Source organism: Streptomyces katrae, assembly GCF_000966975.1.
Lineage (GTDB): Bacteria > Actinomycetota > Actinomycetes > Streptomycetales > Streptomycetaceae > Streptomyces > Streptomyces katrae.
Genome location: NZ_JZWV01000199.1, coordinates 1 through 19424, shown reverse-complemented (window position 1 = coordinate 19424; position 19424 = coordinate 1). Strand labels below are relative to the sequence as shown.

At 72.4% G+C, this 19424-nt stretch carries 19 protein-coding genes; 9 read left to right on the top strand and 10 right to left on the bottom strand.

Going from position 1 to position 19424, the window contains the following annotated elements; translation table 11 throughout:
- From VR44_RS46345 to VR44_RS09230, 4 genes are all read right to left on the bottom strand, one after another.
- A partial coding sequence (locus VR44_RS46345; protein WP_045946920.1) for a hypothetical protein occupies positions 1 to 581 on the bottom strand: 581 nt, incomplete at its 3' end.
- The gene (locus VR44_RS09240; protein ID WP_045946919.1) at positions 578 to 2482 is read right to left on the bottom strand and encodes a phosphatidylglycerol lysyltransferase domain-containing protein; all 1905 of its coding nucleotides are present in this window, start codon (positions 2480 to 2482) and stop codon (positions 578 to 580) included. The genes VR44_RS09240 and VR44_RS46345, both read right to left, overlap by 4 nt.
- 81 nt (positions 2483 to 2563) lie before the next feature.
- The gene (cobT, locus tag VR44_RS09235) at positions 2564 to 3643 is read right to left on the bottom strand and encodes a nicotinate-nucleotide--dimethylbenzimidazole phosphoribosyltransferase (RefSeq protein ID WP_045946918.1); all 1080 of its coding nucleotides are present in this window, start codon (positions 3641 to 3643) and stop codon (positions 2564 to 2566) included.
- Positions 3644 to 3696: 53 nt separating this feature from the next.
- The gene (locus VR44_RS09230) at positions 3697 to 4911 is read right to left on the bottom strand and encodes a bifunctional adenosylcobinamide kinase/adenosylcobinamide-phosphate guanylyltransferase (protein WP_045946917.1); all 1215 of its coding nucleotides are present in this window, start codon (positions 4909 to 4911) and stop codon (positions 3697 to 3699) included.
- A gap of 93 nt (positions 4912 to 5004) precedes the next feature.
- On the opposite strand from VR44_RS09230, the gene VR44_RS09225 reads away from it, so the two are divergent.
- A complete protein-coding gene (locus VR44_RS09225) occupies positions 5005 to 5214 on the top strand; it encodes a hypothetical protein (protein ID WP_045946916.1) in 210 nt (69 codons plus the stop codon).
- Between the two features lie 55 nt (positions 5215 to 5269).
- Here the strand turns inward: VR44_RS09225 and VR44_RS09220 are convergent, their stop codons facing one another.
- Together VR44_RS09220 and VR44_RS09215 are read right to left on the bottom strand one after the other, a co-directional pair.
- Positions 5270 to 6013 carry a class I SAM-dependent methyltransferase gene (locus tag VR44_RS09220; RefSeq protein ID WP_094191516.1) on the bottom strand — a complete coding sequence of 248 codons (744 nt, stop codon included), beginning with the start codon at positions 6011 to 6013 and terminating at the stop codon, positions 5270 to 5272.
- A 77-nt stretch (positions 6014 to 6090) separates the two neighbouring features.
- Complete coding sequence (locus VR44_RS09215; protein WP_342669304.1) at positions 6091 to 6570, bottom strand: DUF3043 domain-containing protein; 480 nt, start codon at positions 6568 to 6570, stop codon at positions 6091 to 6093.
- 381 nt (positions 6571 to 6951) lie between these two features.
- Here VR44_RS09215 and VR44_RS09210 point away from each other — a divergent pair, with 381 nt between their 5' ends.
- Positions 6952 to 7746 (top strand): PspA/IM30 family protein, encoded by a 795-nt coding sequence (locus tag VR44_RS09210; RefSeq protein WP_094191514.1) that lies wholly within the window; start codon positions 6952 to 6954, stop codon positions 7744 to 7746.
- A 14-nt stretch (positions 7747 to 7760) separates the two neighbouring features.
- Positions 7761 to 8039, top strand: a complete 279-nt coding sequence (gene pspAA / locus VR44_RS09205; RefSeq protein WP_045946913.1) for a PspA-associated protein PspAA — start codon at positions 7761 to 7763, stop codon at positions 8037 to 8039.
- A gap of 94 nt (positions 8040 to 8133) precedes the next feature.
- On the opposite strand, the gene VR44_RS09200 is transcribed toward pspAA, so the two are convergent.
- Positions 8134 to 8931: a hypothetical protein gene (locus VR44_RS09200; RefSeq protein WP_045946912.1), complete on the bottom strand. Its 798-nt coding sequence runs from the start codon at positions 8929 to 8931 to the stop codon at positions 8134 to 8136.
- A gap of 70 nt (positions 8932 to 9001) precedes the next feature.
- On the opposite strand from VR44_RS09200, the gene VR44_RS09195 reads away from it, so the two are divergent.
- The 3 genes from VR44_RS09195 (at position 9002) to VR44_RS09185 (ending at position 13855) form a co-directional block, all read left to right on the top strand.
- Positions 9002 to 9823 (top strand): adenosylcobinamide-GDP ribazoletransferase, encoded by an 822-nt coding sequence (locus VR44_RS09195; protein WP_045946911.1) that lies wholly within the window; start codon positions 9002 to 9004, stop codon positions 9821 to 9823.
- A 33-nt stretch (positions 9824 to 9856) separates the two neighbouring features.
- The gene (locus VR44_RS09190; RefSeq protein WP_045946910.1) at positions 9857 to 10576 is read left to right on the top strand and encodes a response regulator; all 720 of its coding nucleotides are present in this window, start codon (positions 9857 to 9859) and stop codon (positions 10574 to 10576) included.
- A 156-nt stretch (positions 10577 to 10732) separates the two neighbouring features.
- Complete coding sequence (locus VR44_RS09185; RefSeq protein WP_045946909.1) at positions 10733 to 13855, top strand: efflux RND transporter permease subunit; 3123 nt, start codon at positions 10733 to 10735, stop codon at positions 13853 to 13855.
- Between the two features lie 64 nt (positions 13856 to 13919).
- Here VR44_RS09185 and nadA read toward each other — a convergent pair whose 3' ends face one another.
- Positions 13920 to 15107 (bottom strand): quinolinate synthase NadA, encoded by a 1188-nt coding sequence (nadA, locus tag VR44_RS09180; RefSeq protein ID WP_045946908.1) that lies wholly within the window; start codon positions 15105 to 15107, stop codon positions 13920 to 13922.
- Positions 15108 to 15442: 335 nt separating this feature from the next.
- Between nadA and VR44_RS09175 the strand changes: the two genes are divergently transcribed.
- The gene (locus VR44_RS09175; protein WP_030029080.1) at positions 15443 to 15799 is read left to right on the top strand and encodes a HesB/IscA family protein; all 357 of its coding nucleotides are present in this window, start codon (positions 15443 to 15445) and stop codon (positions 15797 to 15799) included.
- 88 nt (positions 15800 to 15887) lie between these two features.
- On the opposite strand, the gene VR44_RS09170 is transcribed toward VR44_RS09175, so the two are convergent.
- Together VR44_RS09170 and VR44_RS09165 are read right to left on the bottom strand one after the other, a co-directional pair.
- Positions 15888 to 17348, bottom strand: coding sequence for a hypothetical protein (locus VR44_RS09170; RefSeq protein WP_045946907.1), 1461 nt, complete (start codon positions 17346 to 17348; stop codon positions 15888 to 15890).
- A gap of 90 nt (positions 17349 to 17438) precedes the next feature.
- Entirely contained in the window at positions 17439 to 17654 is a 216-nt protein-coding gene (locus tag VR44_RS09165; protein WP_045946906.1) for a hypothetical protein, read from the bottom strand.
- 214 nt (positions 17655 to 17868) lie between these two features.
- Here VR44_RS09165 and VR44_RS09160 point away from each other — a divergent pair, with 214 nt between their 5' ends.
- Complete coding sequence (locus tag VR44_RS09160) at positions 17869 to 18225, top strand: hypothetical protein (protein WP_045946905.1); 357 nt, start codon at positions 17869 to 17871, stop codon at positions 18223 to 18225.
- A gap of 181 nt (positions 18226 to 18406) precedes the next feature.
- On the top strand, positions 18407 to 19384 hold the full coding sequence (locus VR44_RS09155; RefSeq protein WP_045946904.1) for a carbohydrate kinase family protein: 978 nt from the start codon (positions 18407 to 18409) through the stop codon (positions 19382 to 19384).
- The last annotated feature ends 40 nt before the right edge of the window (positions 19385 to 19424 follow it).

The following is a 19424-nucleotide window of genomic DNA, read 5'->3' as shown; positions in this document are numbered from 1 at the left end:
TCCTTGACGAGCACCTCGCCGATCATCACGAGGATCACCAGGGTGCCGGTGAAGTAGGCCCGGTAGCGCCAGCACACGTACAGGGCCAGGCCGACCACCGCCGCCGACGGGCCGGTGTCGTTGACGACGCGGTCCGTCACCGGCAGGCCGAAGGGGTGGTCGGGGCCGAGGGAGAGCCCGATGCGGGCGTAGGTGGTGCCGGCGAGGGTGGCGATGTAGCCGATCAGCAGGGTGCGCCACCAGCCGATGCAGATCTCTGCGATGCCGAAGACCAGCAGGATCTGCGCGAGCGCCCCCCACACGGGGAGGTCGAGGGCGGGGACGAAGAGGGAGAGCGGCGTGCGCAGCAGCGCGAGCCACAGGGGATCGACGGCCTTGACGGACCCGAGGTTCTGGACGGGCTGGAAGCCCCAGTGCGTGTTCTGCACGATCTGGAAGACCGAGGTGAGGCAGACCGCGCCGATGGTCATCGGGACGGCGCGCCACTTGTCGCGGACGAGTGCGTCCCTGAGGGTCCAGAACAGGGGGCCCCACTCGCGGCGGGCGAACCGCCGCGGTGAGGCCGTCGTCCACGACGTCAACGAATCGTCTCCAGATGTCTGCGGTGCAGCCACTTCGGCAGGCCGGGCGCCTCCAGGAAGCCCTCGGCCCGGCCCGCCGCGATTCCGATGCGCAGCAGGTCGGAACTCTTCTCGAAGAGCATGAACCGCGGCTCCCAGATCGGGCGGTATTTGGCGTTGGCCCGGTAGAGGGACTCGATCTGCCACCAGCGGGAGAAGAAGCTCAGCAGCGAGCGCCACATGCGCAGCACCGGTCCCGCGCCGAGCTTGGACCCCCGCTCGAAGACGGAACGGAACATGGCGAAGTTCAGTGAGACCTGTGTGACGCCGATCTCCTTCGAGCGTTCCAGGAGTTCGATGACCATGAACTCCATCAGGCCGTTCTCGGAGTCACGGTCACGCCGCATCAGGTCCAGGGACAGGCCCTTGGGGCCCCACGGGACGAAGGAGAGCACGGCGCGCAGGTCGCCGTTGCCGTCGGTGCACTCCAGCATCACGCACTGGCCGTCGTCGGGGTCGCCCAGGCGCCCCAGGGCCATGGAGAAGCCGCGCTCGGTCGCGCCGTCGCGCCAGTCGTCGGCGCGCTGGAGCAGGACGGCCATCTCGTCGGCGGGGATGTCGGCGTGGCGGCGGATGCGGACGGTGTAGCCGGCCCGCTTGACGCGGTTGTAGGCCTGCCGGACGGTGCGCATGGCGCGGCCCTCCAGCGTGAACTCGTCGGTTTCGACGATGGCCTCGTCACCGAGCTCCAGGGCGTCCAGCCCGTGCCGGGCGTAGATCTGTCCGGCCTCCTCGGAGGCACCCATGACGGCGGGCACCCAGCCGTGCTCGCGGGCCTCGGCCAGCCAGGGCTCGATGGCGCCGGGCCAGGCCTCGGGGTCGCCGATGGGGTCGCCGGAGGCCAGCGAGACCCCGCCGACGACGCGGTAGGTGACGGCGGCCTTGCCGGTCGGGGACCAGATGACGGACTTCTCGCGGCGCAGCGCGAAGTAGCCGAGGGAGTCGCGGTCGCCCTGCTTGGCGAGGAGCGCGCGCAGCCTCTCCTCGTCCTCGGGGGTGATCGGGTCGACGGCGCGGCGGGAGCGGAACGCCGCGAACAGCACGGCGAGCAGCAGCAGCATCGACATGACGTTGATGAACACGTCCACCCAGGCGGGGGTGGTGATCGACTGGTACGCCTTGTCGTCGGGCGCCAGGGTGATCAGCCGCATCACGCCGTAGCGCCAGCGGGCCAGGAACGTGGCGTCGGCCCGGTCCGGGTCGGTGTTGGTGGCGCCGACGAGGAGGGCGGCGATCAGCGAGGTGAGCAGCAGGCCCACGGCGGCGACGGCGGTGGCCAGCTTGGGGTTGGAGCGGTCGCCCTTGGCGTAGAACTCGTGGCGGCCCACCAGGAGGGCGCCGACGAAGGCGGCGGTCAGGGCGAGCGAGACCCAGTTCTGGGCGTGCTCGCGGAACTCCGGGTAGCACAGGCTGAACTCGCCGCTGGTGCACGGGGCGAAGGCGGCGACCGCGAACGCCAGCAGCAGCAGGCCGCTGACCACCAGGTTCAGGATCCAGGCGGCCCGCTTGCGGCGTCCCATGGTGACCGCGAGCAGCAGTGAGAACAGGCCGGAGGCGAAGCCGGCCGTCAGCAGGTACGGGGTGTAGAAGTCGGCGGTGTTGTGCCGGCGCAGGTCCTGCCCGAGCGAAAGCCACACCGCGCTCAGGAAGTTGACGAAGGTCACGGCCCGGAGGTACCAGACCGCGAAGGCGGCGCTGCGCCGCGAACGAGGGGTCCCCCTGCGGTTCTCCGGCTTCGCGGAGGCCTCTGTTGCCTGCTCCTTCTCCCTCTCCTTCTCCTTCTTGTTGTTGGAACCCTTGCCGGAAGCCTGATCGAGGCTGTTCCGGTCGGTTTCTACGCTGGACAAGCGGACCTCTCCCATGAAACGCGATGATATGGGCGTCACCGGTCCGCAGGCCGTACGAGCACTGCGGACTGGTCAGGCCCGTGGTGCCCGGTACTTTCAGTCCGTCTTCTGGTCCGTCGGGCCCTCTCCGGAGGAAGTCTCCGGGAGTTCCGCGGCGAGCGCGGCGGCCGCCTGGACCAGGGGGAGCGCCAGCAGGGCCCCGGTTCCCTCTCCCACTGTGACGCCGTGGTCGAGGACGGGGTTGAGTGCCATCCGGTCCAGTGCCTTGGCCTGGCCCGGTTCCCCGCTGCTCTGCCCCGCCAGCCACCAGTCGGGGGCGCGGAAGGCGGCCCGCTGGGCGACCAGCCCGCAGGCGGCCGAGACGATCCCGTCGAGGATGACGGGCGTACGGCGCACCGCGCACTGGAGCAGGAAGCCGGTGATGGCGGCGACGTCCGCGCCGCCGACCGCCGCCAGCAGCGCCGTCTGGTCGCCGAGCACCGGGCGGGCGCGGCGCAGCGAGTCGCGGATGGCGGCGCACTTGCGCATCCAGGCCAGGTCGTCGATCGGCAGGCCGCCCCGGCCGGTGACCACGGAGGCGTCGGTGCCGCACAGGGCGGCGACGAGGGTGGCCGCGACGGTGGTGCCGCCCACGCTGAGGTCGCCGAGGACGACCAGGTCGGTGCCGGAGTCGGCCTCCTCGTCGGCGATGCGGATGCCGAGCTTCAGCGCGGCCTCGGCCTCCTCGGCCGTGAGCGCGTCCTCGACGTCGATGCGGCCGCTGCCGCGCCGTACGCGGTGGCGGACGACTTCCTCGGGCAGCAGGCCCGGGTCGCAGTCCAGGCCCGCGTCGACGACGCGGACGCCCGCGCCGAAGCGCTCGGCCAGGATCGAGACCGGGCTGGTCCCGTCGAGCACCGCGCGCACCAGCTCGTGGGCGCTGCCCGCGGGCCGGGCGGAGACCCCGCCGGAGGCGATGCCGTGGTCGGCGGCGAACAGGACCACCCGGGGCCGTTCGATCGGCCTGACCGGTACCCGGCCCTGCGCGGCGGCCAGCCATTCGGCGAGCTCGTCGAGCCGGCCCAGGGCGCCGGGCGGCAGGGCGAGGCGCCCACGACGCTCCTCGGCGTCACGCCGGACGCCCCCGTCGGGGCGTTCGATCAGATCGGAGAAGTCGTCGAGATTCAGCGTGGTCATCTGCCAGAGATTACAGCCGCCGGGGCCCTCCTTCGGGGGCGGCTGTCGATCCGTCACGACGGGGGCTCCTTGAGTGCGAGGGCCTGCCCGGCGACCACCAGCAGGACGTGCTCGCACTCGCCCGCCACCGCGTTGTTGAGGCGGCCCAGCTCGTCGCGGAACCGCCGTCCGGAGGCGGTCGCGGGGACCACTCCGGAGCCGACCTCGTTGCTCACGAGGACCACCGTGCGGCGGGTGGCGCGGACCGCCGCGACCAGGTCCGCGATCCGGGCACGGAGTTCCTTCTGCCCGCCGGCCGCCCAGACGGCGTCGTCCCATGCCCCGGCCCGGTCCATGGCGTCGGTGAGCCACAGGGCGAGGCAGTCGATCAGCAGGGGCGCCCCGGGCAGCTCCAGCAGCGGCACCAGGTCGCAGGTCTCGGCCGTCCGCCAGTGGGCGGGCCGCCGCTCGCGGTGGAGGCCGACGCGCTGGGCCCATTCCGCGTCGCCGTCGCGGGTGCCGCCGGTGGCGACGTAGGTCACCTCGGGGAAGGCCTCCAGGCGCCGCTCCGCCTCGACGGACTTGCCGGAGCGGGCGCCGCCCAGGACCAGGGTGCGGCGCGGTACGTCCGGTACGGCGTGGTAGTCGCCGGTGGTCACCGTGGTGCCGTCGGGGACGGCGCGGGCCCCGGCGGCGGCGCAGCGGCGCTCCAGCTCCCGGCCGGGCGGGGTGTCGTGGTCGAGGTGGACGGCGATCACGTCGGTGGCGGGGCCGACGGCTCCGGTGGACCGCAGCCGGGCGAGGGCCTCGGGCCGGCCGAGCACGTCGGCGAGGACCACGTCGTACGGGTGCCGGGCGGGTACCCCCTCGGTGCCGGCCGGTGCCCCGCCGGGCGGCAGGTACAGCAGCCGGGTCCCGTCCGGGCCGGTGACCTCGTACCCGGTGCCGGGGGCGTCCATCGGTACGGCCCGCACCCGGTGCCCGCTGATCACGGCGAGCTCCCGCCCGTCGGGGACCCGTCCGGCGGCGGGCAGCCCGGGCGGCAGCTCGACGGCCGGGCCGTCGTGCGGGTGGGTCAGCAGCACCTGCCGTACGCCGGCCAGCGAATGCCCGGCGCGGGCCCCGGCGAGCACCGCCCCGGGGGTGAGGTCGAGGAGCAGTGCGCCGTCGACGAGGACGGAGGTCGCGGCGCGCGCCCGGGTGCCGACGGAGACCGCGCAGACGGCGCAGGGACAGCCGGGGCGGGGCAGTCCTTCGGGGGTACCGGTGCCGAGGAGAGTGAGTTCCACACGGAGATCCTCTCGCTTCGCCGGTAGTGGTGCGCGCCCGGTTAGTCTGCGGGCAGACTCAAGGCGAGTAGCGGACGAGCAACGGAGGCGGACATGGCGTGGACGTGGCGGTTCGAGGCGGCCGACGGCAGCGAGACCAGCCCGGCGGTGGAACCGGAGGAGTTCACCACGCAGGGGGACGCGGAGTCCTGGATCGGCGAGGTCTGGAAGGAGCTCCTGGACGGCGGCGCGGAAAGCGTGACCCTGTTCGAGGACGGCTCGGAGATCTACCGGATGAGCCTCAAGGCGGCAGCGGAGGCCTGATGCGCGAAACCCCCGGGGCGGGCCCCGGGGGTTCTCCGTTCCGTCCGCCGGCGCGTCAGCCCCGCACCCCGCACAGGTGCAGCAGCGCCGCCACCGAGCGGTAGGGGTCGGTGCGTCCGGCCCGTTCCTCGGCGGCCAGGAGCAGCTCCAGCTCCTCCTCGGGCGGCAGCTCCGCCGCCGCCTCGGTCCCGTCGGTGAACACCCGCACCCCGTACCAGGTGTGCAGCGGTGCGCCGATCCCCGACAGGGTGGCCGTCAGGTCGGCGAGCCGGTCGGCCCGTACCTCCAGGCCCAGCCGGTTCGTGTAGTCGACGGTGTCGAAGGCGTCCAGGGCCCCCGACCAGTCCCCGGACAGCCCCGGCCGCAGCGCGAGCGCGTCGCCGTTGCGCACCAGCAGGGACAGCAGTCCGCCCGGCGCCAGCATCCGGGCCAGGCCGGCGAGCATGGCGTCGGGCTCGGAGACGTACATCAGTACTCCGTGGCACAGCACCACGTCGAAGCTGCCGGGACCGAAGTGCGCGCCGGTCTCCCGGCCGTCGCCCTCGATCAGCTCGACCCGGTCGCGGATTCCCGCCGGCTCGGCGGCCAGCGCGGCGTGGGCCACCGCCAGCATGGCGGCGTCCTGTTCCAGACCGGTGACCATGTGCCCGGCGCGGGCGAGGCGCAGTGCCTGGGTGCCCTGGCCCATGCCGACGTCGAGGACGCGCAGCCGCTGCCCGACGGGGAAGCGCTGGGTGATCTGTTCCTCTACCTGCCGGCCGACGAGTTCCTGGCGGACGGCGTTGCGCAGTCCGCCCAGGCCCTCCAGCCAGAGCCTGGCTCCCCCCGAGAAGCCCTCCCCCTTCGACGCCCCAGATGCTCCGGGCGTCGCTCCGGTCAGGGCCGTTCCCCGCGCTTGACCTGCGGCTTGGGCAGACGCAGGCGACGCATCTGGAGGGTGCGCATCAGGCCGTAGGCGACGGCGCCGCGGCGGGGCTCGTTCGGGAAGCGCTCGTTCAGCGCCTTGCGGAGGCGGAAGGCCAGCCCGATGGAGTCGAGGACGATCAGGACGATCACGACGAGCCACAGCGTCAGCGCGACGGTCTGGATCGAGTTCACCCGGATCATGCTCAGCACCAGGATGATCACGGCCAGCGGCAGGAACATCTCGGCGACGGAGTAGCGGGAGTCCACGAAGTCGCGGACGAAGCGCCGGACCGGGCCCTTGTCACGGGTCGGCAGATAGCGCTCGTCGCCGTTGGCCAGCGCCTCGCGCTGGCGGGCCATCTCTTCCCGGCGGCGCTCGCGGGCCCGCCGGGCGTCCTCCTTGCGGTTGCCGGTCGAGGCCACGACGGCCTTGCGCTGCGACTGTGCCACAGCGCGCTTCGGCGTCGGGCGGCCCTTGGGGGCCTGCGGGTCACGGGGCTGCGAGGGGCCGGCGCTCACCTTTTCGGTGGCGGAGGCCTTCTCTTCCTTGGAGGAGCGGCTACCAAACACAGACACAACCCTACGTGGTCGAGGCCGGGCGGCCCACCTCGGCGGGGAACGATCCGGCAACGGCGGGCGTCTTCCCGGTACGAGGCTCCTGAGGCCCTCGGGGATCACCTACTCCTTACGCCTGATACGGCGCAGGGGTACTCGTCCTGGAGGAGGAGCGCATCCGTACTCGAACAGTGCGGTAATGGAAGCAGGGCCCGTACTGTGGGTCCTGTCGGTGACCTGGAGCACAGTCCGTCTAGAAGGGGGCGCGCGAAGCCCATGAGCGGTGTCATGAAGCGTATGGGGATGATCTTCCGCGCGAAGGCGAACAAGGCCCTTGACCGGGCCGAGGACCCGCGCGAGACCCTCGACTACTCCTACCAGAAGCAGCTGGAGCTGCTGCAGAAGGTGCGCCGGGGCGTGGCCGACGTGGCGACCTCCCGCAAGCGCCTGGAGCTGCAGCTCAACCAGCTGCAGAGCCAGTCCGCGAAGCTGGAGGACCAGGGCCGCAAGGCCCTCGCCCTGGGCCGTGAGGACCTGGCCCGCGAGGCCCTGTCCCGCCGTTCCTCCCTCCAGCAGCAGGTCAGCGACCTGGAGGTGCAGCACCAGACCCTCCAGGGCGAGGAGGAGAAGCTGACGCTGGCCGCCCAGCGCCTCCAGGCCAAGGTGGACGCCTTCCGTACGAAGAAGGAGACCATCAAGGCCACCTACACGGCCGCCCAGGCGCAGACCCGGATCGCGGAATCCTTCTCCGGCATCTCCGAGGAGATGAGCGACGTCGGCCTGGCGATCCAGCGCGCCGAGGACAAGACCGCACAGCTCCAGGCCCGCGCCGGCGCGATCGACGAGCTGCTGGCCTCCGGCGCCCTGGACGACCAGAGCGGCCTCGGCTCCAAGGACGACATCCAGGCCGAGCTCGACCGCCTCTCCGGCGGCAACGACGTCGAGCTGGAGCTCCAGCGGATGAAGGCGGAGCTGGCCGGCGGTCCGTCCGCGCAGCAGCAGGCCATCGAGGGCGGCGCCCCGGGCAGCGCCCAGCCGCAGCAGACCCAGCACCGGTTCGACAAGCAGTAGGACAGGGGCCCGGCATGATTGTCCGCATCATGGGGGAAGGCCAGGTGAAGGTGGCCGACGGCCACTTCGCCGAGCTGAACAAGCTGGACGACGAGCTCCTGGAGGAGATGGAGTCGGGCGACGAGGCGGGCTTCCGGCGCACGCTGGGCGCCCTGCTGGACGCCGTGCGGCGCCTGGGCACCCCGCTGCCCGACGACGCCCTGGAGCCCTCCGAGCTGATCCTGCCCGCACCGGACGCGACGCTCGACGAGGTCCGGGACATGCTCAGTGACGACGGCCTGATCCCCGGCTGACCGCGCCCCCGCGCGCACACCGGACTCCGGACACCGACACGTACGCGAAGGGCCCGCCCGGTGGAATCCATCCGCCGGGGGCGGGCCCTTCACGTCATCCGCAGCCTTGTCCCGGACCGCTCCCGCCGCCGCTCTTCTCCCGCTCCCGTGCCCGCTCCGGGTCGGACAGTCCGCTGATGAAGTTCTCGAACCTGCGGCGCGGCCGGGCCCAGCGCCGGTCGTGGTGGAAGGCCCGCAGCCCCGCCTTGGCCCGGGCGCGCGGCCGGTTCGCGTAGAACCGCCTCGCGTACGGGGACCCGGGCCGGGCCAGCCGGATCGCGCCGATCAGCGCCACGAAGGGGATGACGGTCCCGAAGACCGCCGTCCGCGGTTTGCCCTTCCACAGGGCGACCAGCGCCAGGAAGAAGTTCGTGGCGGTGTTCATGACGACGATCCCCCGGCTGTGCCGCTCCCCGGGGGACAGCTCGTTGACCCCGAACGGCAGGAACCCGCCCAGCACCAGCGCGACGACCGCGGCCGTCAGCACCACGACCTCCACGCTCTTGCGGCCCTGCTCGCTCCAGTAGACGTCGTCCAGGTGCAGGATCAGCGCGAACTCGTCCAGCACCAGCCCGGCGCCCAGCCCGAAGAGCACGGCCGACAGGCCCGCGCCGAAGCTGTGGCCGCCGCTGCCGACCGCCCCGAACCCGCCGATGATCACCAGGACCACGCCGGGCACCACGTGGTGGACGTGCAGGCCGCCCGGGGTGATGTTCTTGAAGGGGCCCCGGCCCGCCCGGATCAGCCGCGTGATCACCCGGGTGACCAGGAACGACAGCACGAACGACAACAGCGCGAGCAGCAACGGGAGCTTGCCCGGCTCGACGATGTTGCGCACCCACCAGTGACCCACGACACCCGCTCCCGATTTGACACGTAATGAGCAATTTACCGCTCACCGTAAGCAGGTAGCGTTCGCGCCGATGACAGATTCGACCGATGATCGACCGCCGCTCCCGCCCGCGGAGCGCGCCACCCTGGCCGACGGGATCCGCTTCGCCTTCGGCACGCTGACCGTCCTGCCCGCGCGCATCACCCGCTGGGACCGGCCCGCGGCCCGCACCGGCATGGCCTGCGCCCCGCTCGCCGGCCTCGCCGTCGGCCTCCTCGCCACCGTACCCGGCGTCCTCCTGCTGCTCCTCGGCGGCGGCCCCCTGCTCGCCGCCGCCGTCACCGTCGCCGCCCCGGCCGCCCTGACCCGCGGACTCCACCTGGACGGGCTGGCCGACACCGCGGACGGACTCGGCAGCGCCAAGCCCGCCGAGGACGCCCTGCGGATCATGAAGCAGTCCGACATCGGCCCCTTCGGCGTCATCTCCCTCCTCTTCGTCCTCCTCATCCAGGTCGCCGCCCTCGCCGACGCGTACGCCGGCTCCTGGACCCGGGGCGCGCTCGCCGCCGTGACCGCCGCCGTCACCGCCCGCCTCGCCATGACCCTGGCCTCCCGCCGCGGAGTCCCCGCCGCCCGGCCCGGGGGACTCGGCGCGGCGGTCGCGGGCGTGGTCCCGCGCCGCACGGCGGCACAGGTCGGCGCCCTCGTCCTGGCCGCCGCCGTCCTGGCCGCCCTCCCCGCCGGGCTGCCCGCCGCCGCACAGCACGCGGCCGCCGTCCTCGCCGGGCTCCTCGCCGCCGAACTCCTGCTGCGCCGCTGCGTGCACCGCTTCGACGGGGTCACCGGCGACGTCTTCGGCGCCGTCTGCGAGACCGCCGCCACCACCGTCCTGGTCGTCCTCGCCCTCGGCTGACCGCCCGCCACGGCGCCCGCGTACGCTCGGGGCGTGGATCAGACCCAGGCTCAGGAGCGGGGCGCAGCCCCCATCAAGGTGCTGCTCGCCGACGACCAGGCGCTGCTGCGCAGCGCGTTCAAGGTGCTGGTCGACTCCGAGCCCGACATGCGCGTCGTCGGAGAGGCCTCCGACGGGGCCCAGGCCTACGCCCTCGCCCGCGAGCGGGGCGCCGACGTCGTCCTCATGGACATCCGGATGCCCGGCACCGACGGTCTCGCCGCCACCCGCATGATCAGCGAGGACCCGGAGCTGTCCGGGGTCCGGGTCGTCATGCTGACCACCTTCGAGGTGGACGAGTACGTGGTCCAGGCCCTGCGCGCCGGGGCCTCCGGCTTCCTCGGCAAGGGCGCCGAGCCCGACGAACTGCTGAACGCCATCCGCGTCGCGGCGGCCGGCGAGGCCCTGCTCTCCCCGGCCGCCACCAAGGGCCTGATCGCCAGCTTCCTCGCCCAGGGCGGCCGCGGCGACGCCCCCGCCGCCGGTTCGGCCCACGCCGAGCGGCTCGCCGCGCTGACCGGCCGCGAGCGCGAGGTCCTCGTCCTGGTGGCCGCGGGCCTGTCCAACGACGGCATCGCCGCCCGCCTGGAGGTCAGCCCGCTGACCGTCAAGACGCACGTCAACCGGGCCATGGCCAAGCTCGGAGCCCGGGACCGGGCACAACTGGTGGTCATCGCGTACGAATCGGGCCTGGTCCGCCCGCGCGCCGACTGAGCACGGCGGCCGGCCGCGGGTCCCGCAGTAGGACGGTGTACTGCGGGCGCGGTATGCGGCGCATAAGGACGGGACCTGGGGCCGACGCAGCCGCGGTCCGGCGTGGGTGAGGCTGGAGGACCCTCGCCCACGTCACAGCAGAGAGATCCCACGCCCATGTCCTGGCTGTCCCGCTTCAGCCTGGCCCAGAGAGCCCTGATCGGCCTCGTGTCGATCGTCGCGCTGCTCTTCGGCGCCATAGCCATCCCGCAGCTCAAGCAGCAGCTGCTGCCGTCCATCGAACTGCCGATGGTCTCCGTGCTCGCGCCCTACCAGGGCGCCTCGCCCGACGTGGTCGAGAAGCAGGTCATCGAGCCGATCGAGAACACCCTCAAGGGCGTCGACGGCATCACCGGCATCACCTCCACCGCCAGCGAGGGCAACGCCCTCATCCGCGCCACCTTCGACTACGGCGACGAGGGCACCAAGCAGCTCGTCGCCGACGTCCAGCAGGCCGTCAACCGGGCCCGCGTCCGGCTGCCCGCCGAGGTGGACCCGCAGGTCGTGGCCGGCTCCACCGACGACATCCCGACCGTCGTCCTCGCCGTCACCTCCGACAAGGACCAGCAGGCCCTCGCCGACCAGCTGAACCGTTCCGTCGTCCCGGTCCTGGAGGACCTCGACGGCGTCGGGCGGGTCAGCGTCGAAGGCGTCCGCGACCTCCAGGTCACCATCACCCCCGACCCCGCGAAGCTCGCCGCCGCCGGCCTCGACGGCGCGGCCCTCGCCGAGGGACTCAAGGCGGGCGGCGCCGCCGTCCCGGCCGGCTCCTTCGACGAGCAGGGCAAGAACCGCACCGTCCGCGTCGGCTCCGGCTACACCTCCCTCGCCCAGCTGGAGGACCTCCGGCTGACCGCCGGCCCCGGCAAGCCGGTCGTCCGCCTCGGCGACGTGGCCACCGTCAAGCAGGAGCCGGCCAAGGCCGACTCCATCACCCGCACCGACGGCAAGCCCAGCCTCGCCGTCGTCCTCACCATGGACAAGGACGGCAGCGCCGTCGCCATCTCCGACGCCGTCAAGGACAAGCTCCCCGAGCTGCGCTCCCAGCTCGGCTCCGGCGCCGCGCTGACCGTCGTCAGCGACCAGGGCCCGGCCGTGGCCCGCTCCATCTCCGGCCTCACCACCGAGGGCCTGCTCGGCCTGGTCTTCGCGGTGATCGTGATCCTGGTCTTCCTCGCCTCGATCCGCTCGACGCTGGTGACCGCGGTGTCCATCCCGCTGTCCGTGGTCCTCGCCCTGATCGTGCTGTGGACCCGCGACCTGTCGCTCAACATGCTGACGCTGGGCGCCCTCACCATCGCCATCGGCCGGGTCGTCGACGACTCGATCGTGGTCCTGGAGAACATCAAGCGCCACCTCGGTTACGGCGAGGAGCGCGAGGCCGCGATCACCGCCGCCGTCAAGGAGGTGGCCGGCGCGGTCACCTCCTCCACCCTCACCACCGTCGCCGTCTTCCTGCCGATCGGCCTGGTCGGCGGCATGGTCGGCGAGCTCTTCGGCTCCTTCTCGCTCACCGTCACCGCCGCCCTGCTGGCCTCGCTGCTGGTCTCCCTGACGGTGGTCCCGGTGCTCTCGTACTGGTTCCTGCGCGCCCCCAAGGGCACCTCCGAGGATCCCGAGCGGGCCCGCCGCGAGGCCGAGGAGAAGGAGGCGAAGAGCCGCCTCCAGCGCTTCTACGTACGGGTCCTGGGCTTCGCCACCCGGCGCCGCCTGACCAGCATCGCGATCGCGGTCGTGGTCCTGGTCGCCACCTTCGGGATGACCCCGCTGCTGAAGACCAACTTCTTCGACCAGGGCCAGCAGGACGTCCTGACGGTCAAGCAGGAACTGCCCGCCGGTACCTCGCTGGCCGCCTCCGACGAGGCGAGCCGCAAGGTGGAACAGGCCCTGGCCTCCGTCGAGGGCGTCAAGGACTACCAGGTCACCGTCGGCTCCTCCGGCTTCCTCGCGGCCTTCGGCGGCGGTACGGGCACCAACCAGGCCTCCTACCAGGTCACCCTGGACGACGCCAAGCACTCCGACGCCGTCAAGGAGCGCATCCAGGACGCCCTCGGCAAGCTCCAGGGCATCGGCGACACCTCCATCTCGGCGGGCGGCGGCTTCGGCAGCCAGAACCTGAGCGTGGTCGTCAAGGCCGGCGACGGCGCCGTCCTGGCCAAGGCCGCCGAACAGGTCCGCGCCGAGGTGGCCACCCTCAAGGACGTCGCCGACGTCCAGAGCGACCTCGCCCAGTCCGTGCCCCGGATCTCGGTCACCGCCACCCCGAAGACCGCCGAAGCCGGCCTCAACCAGGCCGCGCTCGGCGCGATCGTCGCCCAGGCCGTCCGCGGCAACCCGGCGGGCAAGGCCGTACTGGACAACACCGAGCGGGACGTCGTCATCCGCTCCGCCCACCCGGCCACCACCCTGGCCGAGCTGCGCGACCTGCCGGTCGGGCCGGCCAAGCTGGGCGACATCGCCGAGGTCAAGGAGGTCCCCGGCCCGGTCGCGATGACCCGGATCGACGGCGCCCGCGCCGCCACCATCACCGCCAAGCCGGTCGGCGACAACACCGGCGCCGTCAGCTCCGCCCTCCAGACCAAGCTGAAGGCCCTGGACCTGCCCGAAGGGGCCACGGCCTCCATCGGCGGCGTCTCCCAGGACCAGGACGAGGCCTTCGGCTCCCTGGGCCTGGCCATGCTCGCGGCCATCGCGATCGTCTTCATGCTGCTGGTCGCGACCTTCCGCTCGCTGGTCCAGCCGCTGATCCTGCTGGTCTCCGTCCCCTTCGCGGCCACCGGCGCACTGGGCCTGCTCATCGCCACCGGCACCCCCATGGGCGTCCCGGCGATGATCGGCATGCTGATGCTCATCGGCATCGTGGTCACCAACGCCATCGTCCTGATCGACCTGGTCAACCAGTACCGGGCGCAGGGACTGGGCGTGGTCGAGGCGGTCGTCGAGGGCGGCCGCCACCGTCTGCGGCCGATCCTGATGACGGCCCTGGCGACGATCTTCGCGCTGCTCCCGATGGCACTGGGCGTCACCGGCGAGGGCGGGTTCATCTCGCAGCCCCTCGCGGTGGTCGTGATCGGCGGCCTGGTCAGCTCCACCCTGCTGACGCTGCTGCTGGTCCCGACCCTGTACACGGCGATCGAGCTGCGCAAGGAGCGCCGCCGGGCCAAGCGCGAGGCCAAGCGCACGGCCAGGCTGATGGTGGTCCCGTCCCCGTCGGACGAGGAGACCCCGGCCACCGTCTGACCCCGTGAACGCCGAAGGGGCGCCCCCTCACCGGGGGGCGCCCCTTCCTGCGTGTCCGTGCCGCCTACGGGAGGGCGAGCATCCGCTCCAGCGCCAGCTTGGCGAAGCTCTCGGTCTCCTTGTCGACCTGGATCTGGTTGACCAGGTTGCCCTCGGCCAGGGATTCCAGGGTCCACACCAGGTGGGGGAGGTCGATGCGGTTCATCGTCGAGCAGAAGCAGACCGTCTTGTCGAGGAAGACGACTTCCTTGTCCTCGGCGGCGAATCGGTTCGCCAGCCGCTTGACGAGGTTCAGCTCGGTGCCGATGGCCCACTTGGACCCGGCCGGGGCCGCCTCCAGCGCCTTGATGATGTACTCCGTCGAGCCGACGTAGTCCGCGGCCGCGACGACCTCGTGCTTGCACTCGGGGTGCACCAGCACGTTGACGCCGGGGATCCGCTCGCGCACGTCGTTGACCGAGTCCAGGCTGAACCGGCCGTGGACCGAGCAGTGGCCGCGCCACAGGATCATCTTGGCGCCGCGCAGCTCCTCGGCGGTCAGCCCGCCGTTCGGCTTGTGCGGGTTGTAGACCACGCAGTCGTCCAGGGACATGCCCATGTCGCGGACGGCGGTGTTGCGGCCCAGGTGCTGGTCGGGCAGGAAGAGCACCTTCTCGCCCTGCTCGAAGGCCCACTCCAGGGCCTTCTTCGCGTTCGACGAGGTACAGATCGTGCCGCCGTGCTTGCCGGTGAAGGCCTTGATGTCGGCGGAGGAGTTCATGTACGAGACGGGCACGGTGCTGCCGGCGATCCCGGCCTCGGTGAGCACGTCCCAGCACTCGGCGACCTGCTCGGCGGTGGCCATGTCGGCCATCGAGCAGCCGGCCGCGAGGTCGGGCAGGACGACCTTCTGGTCGTCGGAGGTCAGGATGTCCGCGGACTCGGCCATGAAGTGCACACCGCAGAAGACGATGTACTCGGCCTCCGGCTTGTTGGCCGCGTCGCGGGCGAGCTTGAAGGAGTCGCCGGTGACGTCGGCGAACTCGATGACCTCGTCACGCTGGTAGTGGTGCCCGAGGATGAAGACCTTGTCCCCGAGCTTCTCCTTGGCCGCGCGGGCGCGGGCCACCAGGTCCGGGTCCGACGGCGAGGGCAGGTCGCCGGGGCACTCCACGCCGCGCTCGCTCTTGGGGTCGGACTCGCGGCCGAGCAGCAGCAGGGCAAGGGGCGTCGGCTGGACGTCCAAGGGCTGGGCGGTGGTCACGACACGCACCCTTTCTGTTCTGCGACTAGGTGCCTTCCGAAGAGGGCTTCCGAAGGCGTCACTTCGACTTCTCGTCTATATGACGCTATCTATCATAACCGCTTCACGTCACTTTGACGATGGCGATAATGTCGATGTGACGCATTCGCCCACTCCGGAGCGGCACACTCCACCGGCCCTCCGCGAGGGGTCCACCGCTCCCCACGGGTGTGCGAGCATGAATATCTGAAACAAGGCGCCGGACCCGGAATGAAACCGCGGTCCCGCTGGTTGCCACCGACGGCAAGAGTCCGACGTTTCCCCAGCCTCAGGCGGGGAGCCGCCCACTTCGGGAGTGAATGCAGATGTCCGTACAGGACGACAAGACCACTGTGAGCGACGGCATCCTCCTGTCCGACGCCGCCGCCGAGAAGGTCCGCACCCTGCTCGAGCAGGAAGGCCGCGATGACCTGGCGCTGCGCGTCGCCGTCCAGCCCGGCGGCTGCTCCGGCCTGCGCTACCAGCTCTTCTTCGACGAGCGCTCCCTCGACGGCGACGTCGTCAAGGACTTCGACGGCGTCAAGGTCGTCACCGACCGCATGAGCGCCCCCTACCTGGGCGGCGCCTCCATCGACTTCGTCGACACCATCGAGAAGCAGGGCTTCACGATCGACAACCCCAACGCCACCGGCTCCTGCGCCTGCGGCGACTCCTTCAGCTAAAACCGGCTGAACGCGCACGACGAGGGCCCGGGCCCCGGTCGATCCGACCGGCGCCCGGGCCCTCGCCCGTTCCGTTCCTTCCGTTCGCCTACTGGCGCGGCAGGGCCTTGCCCGTCGTCGCGTCGACCACCTTCCGGTCGCCCAGCGGCTGCTTCAGCTGCGCCGTGACGGACATCTCCTTCGCCAGCATGACGCAGGCCTGGCCGGGCTGGTTCGGGGTGTCCGTGATCTTCACCAGTACCGAACCGGCCTCCTCCCGCGCCTCCAGGGCGTAGGTGCTGCACACCCCGCCCCAGAAGTTGACCGTCAGCGTCCGGTCGGCCTGCCCGTACGAGAACCCGGGCACGGTACGGCCCTGCGGGGGCACCGGAGCGGGGGAGTCCTCCCTGGCCGCGGCCGGCTGGACCACCGTCCGGCCCGGCTTCCCGTCCGTGCCCCCCACCTCGAACAGCCAGGCCGGCACGAGGCCCCGCACGCCGTCGACCGTCCCCGCGGTCAGGCCGAGCACGGCCCCCTTCACGCTCTCCGTCCGCGGCGGCTTCACCGGCCGCGGCTCCGGGTTGCAGGGCAGCGTGTCCGTGGCCCCCGTCGGGGTGTCCGGCGTCAGCGGCACCGAGGTCGCGCAGCCGCTGGGGCCCGGCCCGGTGCCGTTCCCGCCCTTGCTCGCCGCGTTGAGCCGGTCCAGGGCCTCCGCCGCGCCGATCACCGGCTGCTCGGCCGCGCGGACCGGGGCCTTCAGCTCACCGCTGCCCGCCACCACCGCACCGTCCGCCCCGACCGTGATCCGGCTGGACCAGCCCTGCGTGGGCAGCCCGCCCACCACCGGGTCGGCCACCACCACCCGCACCGAGCCCGTCACCAGGCGGGCGTCCACCTTCGCGTCACCCTGCCCGGCCGCCGCGAGCACCGGGGCGGCGGCGGCCTTCGCGGCCTGCTCCGAGACCGGCGTACCCGCGCCCGAGCCCGGTGCGGAGCCTTGGGCAGAGCTCTGTGCGGAGCCCCCCTCCGGGAGCGTGGCGGGACCACAGGTGTCCTTGCCGCGTACGCAGTCGTCGCCCGGACCGGCCTGGAACCGGGAGAAGCTCCAGGTGCCGGGCGCCTTGCGGGTGACGCTCAGCCGGGGCCCGGACCCGTCGGCGGACTCGCCGGCCAGCCACTGCTCACCGCTGAGCCGGGGCGCGCCGGAGATCCCGAGGGCCTGCGCGAGCCGCGCCACCTCCTCGGAGCCGACCTCCCCGGAGGAGGAGAAGGAGGGCGCGGACGCCGGGCCCTGGGGGAGCGGGCCGTCCGCCCGGTAGGTCACCCCGGCGCCGTGCGGGTCCGGCTCCCCGGGGGCGATGCCCGGCCTCGAAGGCGTCCCGGCATCGCGCGGGGCGACGGCCGCGGTGTCCCCCGTACGGCCGCCGCCGCGCGGGGCGTCCCCGTACGCCGTCGACGCCCAGTAGGCCGTACCGCCGCCGGCCAGCAGGACGGCGGCCGCGATGGAGCCGATGGCCCAGGCCGGCCGCCGTCGTGTGGCGCGTGATGTGTCGGGTTGTTCGCTGGTCACCGCTCGCTCCTTCGCGTGTCCCGCCGTACGTGATGCGGGTGTGACGCGCCGGCCGCGAATCCGGTTCCCCCTTGTTTTCCCCTGCTCCCCCTACTCCCCGTACTCCGCCGTGGCGGCGATCAGCCGGGCGGACGCGGGCGGGACGCTGACCCCGTGGATCTGGGACGGCGCCACCCGGACCGGCCGAGGCTCGGGCGGAACCGCCCAGTGCGGGGCCATACGGGCGCAGTCGCCCAGCAGCCGTGCGAAGCCGGGGCGCGCGTCCCCGGCGTACTCGGTGTAACCGAAACCATCGGTATAGGTCATGGGGGCACGGTAGGCACGCCATGTCGGGCGAAGGAAGTCCTACTACGGGGTAGTTTCAGCCGGTCGCCCAGGGTCGGGAGCCGGATGGTGGCCCGAACGGGTGAGGGGCCGGGACGCGCGGGAGCGTCCCGCCCGGCGGATCGATTCGCCGCCGCATGGCCCTCCTAGGGTCGGGCCCGCACCACCCTTGATCATCTAGGGAACGGATCACCCCATGAAGCTGCGCAGCACCCTGGGCGCCTGCCTCGGCGCCCTCACCCTGGTCCTGTCGATGACCGGCTCGGCCCAGGCCGCCGAAGGCTACTTCCACTACAAGTACGTCGACGGCTGGGGGCAGGAGCAGGTCGTCACGCTGCACGACCCGCAGAGCGGCCACTGCATCAACCTCTACGCCGTCGGAGACGACGACGGGGTGCCGGGCTACGGCCCGCACAACCAGACCGACACCCCGGTGACCGTCTACCTCGGCGCGAACTGCGAGGGCGCCAGCTGGCGGCTGAAGGCCAACGGCAATCCGGCCAAGGACACCTTGGAGCTCCGCTCCGTCCGCTTCGGCGACCCGGTCGGGTAACCGCCTGTGCGCGGCCGCCCCGCCCCGTCCCGTGAGGAGCGCGGGACGGGGCCGTCCCGGCAGCGCGCGTGGGGGACAACCGGCCAGGACTCCGTGCGGGTATCCGGCCGATGGTGACCGCCGAGGCGGGGAACGGTAACTTTGACTGTCACCCGCCGTCATCCGCAGGAGCATCCACGCCGTGCGCATCGCAGTCACCGGCTCCATCGCCACCGACCACCTCATGACCTTCCCGGGCCGCTTCGCCGACCAGTTCGTCGCCGACCAGCTCCACACGGTCTCCCTCTCCTTCCTCGTCGACAACCTCGACGTGCGGCGGGGCGGCGTCGGCCCGAACATCTGCTTCGGCATGGGCCAGCTCGGCAGCCGCCCGATCCTGGTCGGCGCGGCCGGCTCGGACTTCGACGAGTACCGCGCCTGGCTCGACCGGCACGGCGTGGACACGGCCTCCGTGCGGATCTCCGAGGTGCTGCACACCGCGCGCTTCGTCTGCACCACCGACGCCGACCACAACCAGATCGGCTCCTTCTACACGGGCGCGATGAGCGAGGCCCGGCAGATCGAGCTGAAGGCCGTCGCCGACCGGGTGGGCGGCCTGGACCTCGTCCTCATCGGCGCCGACGACCCCGAGGCGATGCTCCGCCACACGGAGGAGTGCCGCACCCGCGGGATCCCCTTCGCGGCGGACTTCTCGCAGCAGATCGCCCGCATGGACGGAGACAACATCCGCACCCTGATGGAGGGCGCGACCTACCTCTTCTCGAACGAGTACGAGAAGGGCCTCATCGAGTCGAAGTCCGGCTGGACGGACGAGGAGATCCTCGCCAAGGTCGGCACCCGGGTCACCACGCTGGGTTCGAAGGGCGTCCGGATCGAGCGGGCCGGGGAGGAGCCGATCCTGGTCGGCTGCCCGGAGGAGACGGCGAAGGTCGACCCGACCGGTGTCGGCGACGCGTTCCGGGCCGGGTTCCTGACGGGGCTCGGCTGGGGCGTGGGCCTGGAGCGGGCGGCGCAGCTGGGCTGCATGCTGGCCACGCTGGTCATCGAGACCCTGGGCACCCAGGAGTACACCCTGGCGCGGGCGCACTTCATGGAGCGCTTCACGAAGGCGTACGGGGACGAGGCCGCCGCGGAGGTCCGCGCCCACCTGGAGGCGTAACCGCCGGCCGGAGGCCGCTGCGCGCCCGTCGCCTCAAACG

What these genes read in the sequence shown, in the direction of transcription:
- pspAA (WP_045946913.1), top strand. Translation starts at nt 7,761, where the DNA reads ATGATTGTCCGCATCATGGGGGAAGGCCAGGTGAAGGTGGCCGACGGC.
- VR44_RS09195 (WP_045946911.1), top strand. Translation starts at nt 9,002, where the DNA reads ATGACAGATTCGACCGATGATCGACCGCCGCTCCCGCCCGCGGAGCGC.
- VR44_RS09225 (WP_045946916.1), top strand. Translation starts at nt 5,005, where the DNA reads ATGGCGTGGACGTGGCGGTTCGAGGCGGCCGACGGCAGCGAGACCAGC.
- VR44_RS09210 (WP_094191514.1), top strand. Translation starts at nt 6,952, where the DNA reads ATGAGCGGTGTCATGAAGCGTATGGGGATGATCTTCCGCGCGAAGGCG.
- VR44_RS09240 (WP_045946919.1), bottom strand. Translation starts at nt 2,482, where the DNA reads ATGGGAGAGGTCCGCTTGTCCAGCGTAGAAACCGACCGGAACAGCCTC.
- VR44_RS09175 (WP_030029080.1), top strand. Translation starts at nt 15,443, where the DNA reads ATGTCCGTACAGGACGACAAGACCACTGTGAGCGACGGCATCCTCCTG.
- cobT (WP_045946918.1), bottom strand. Translation starts at nt 3,643, where the DNA reads ATGACCACGCTGAATCTCGACGACTTCTCCGATCTGATCGAACGCCCC.
- VR44_RS09160 (WP_045946905.1), top strand. Translation starts at nt 17,869, where the DNA reads ATGAAGCTGCGCAGCACCCTGGGCGCCTGCCTCGGCGCCCTCACCCTG.
- VR44_RS09165 (WP_045946906.1), bottom strand. Translation starts at nt 17,654, where the DNA reads ATGACCTATACCGATGGTTTCGGTTACACCGAGTACGCCGGGGACGCG.
- VR44_RS09185 (WP_045946909.1), top strand. Translation starts at nt 10,733, where the DNA reads ATGTCCTGGCTGTCCCGCTTCAGCCTGGCCCAGAGAGCCCTGATCGGC.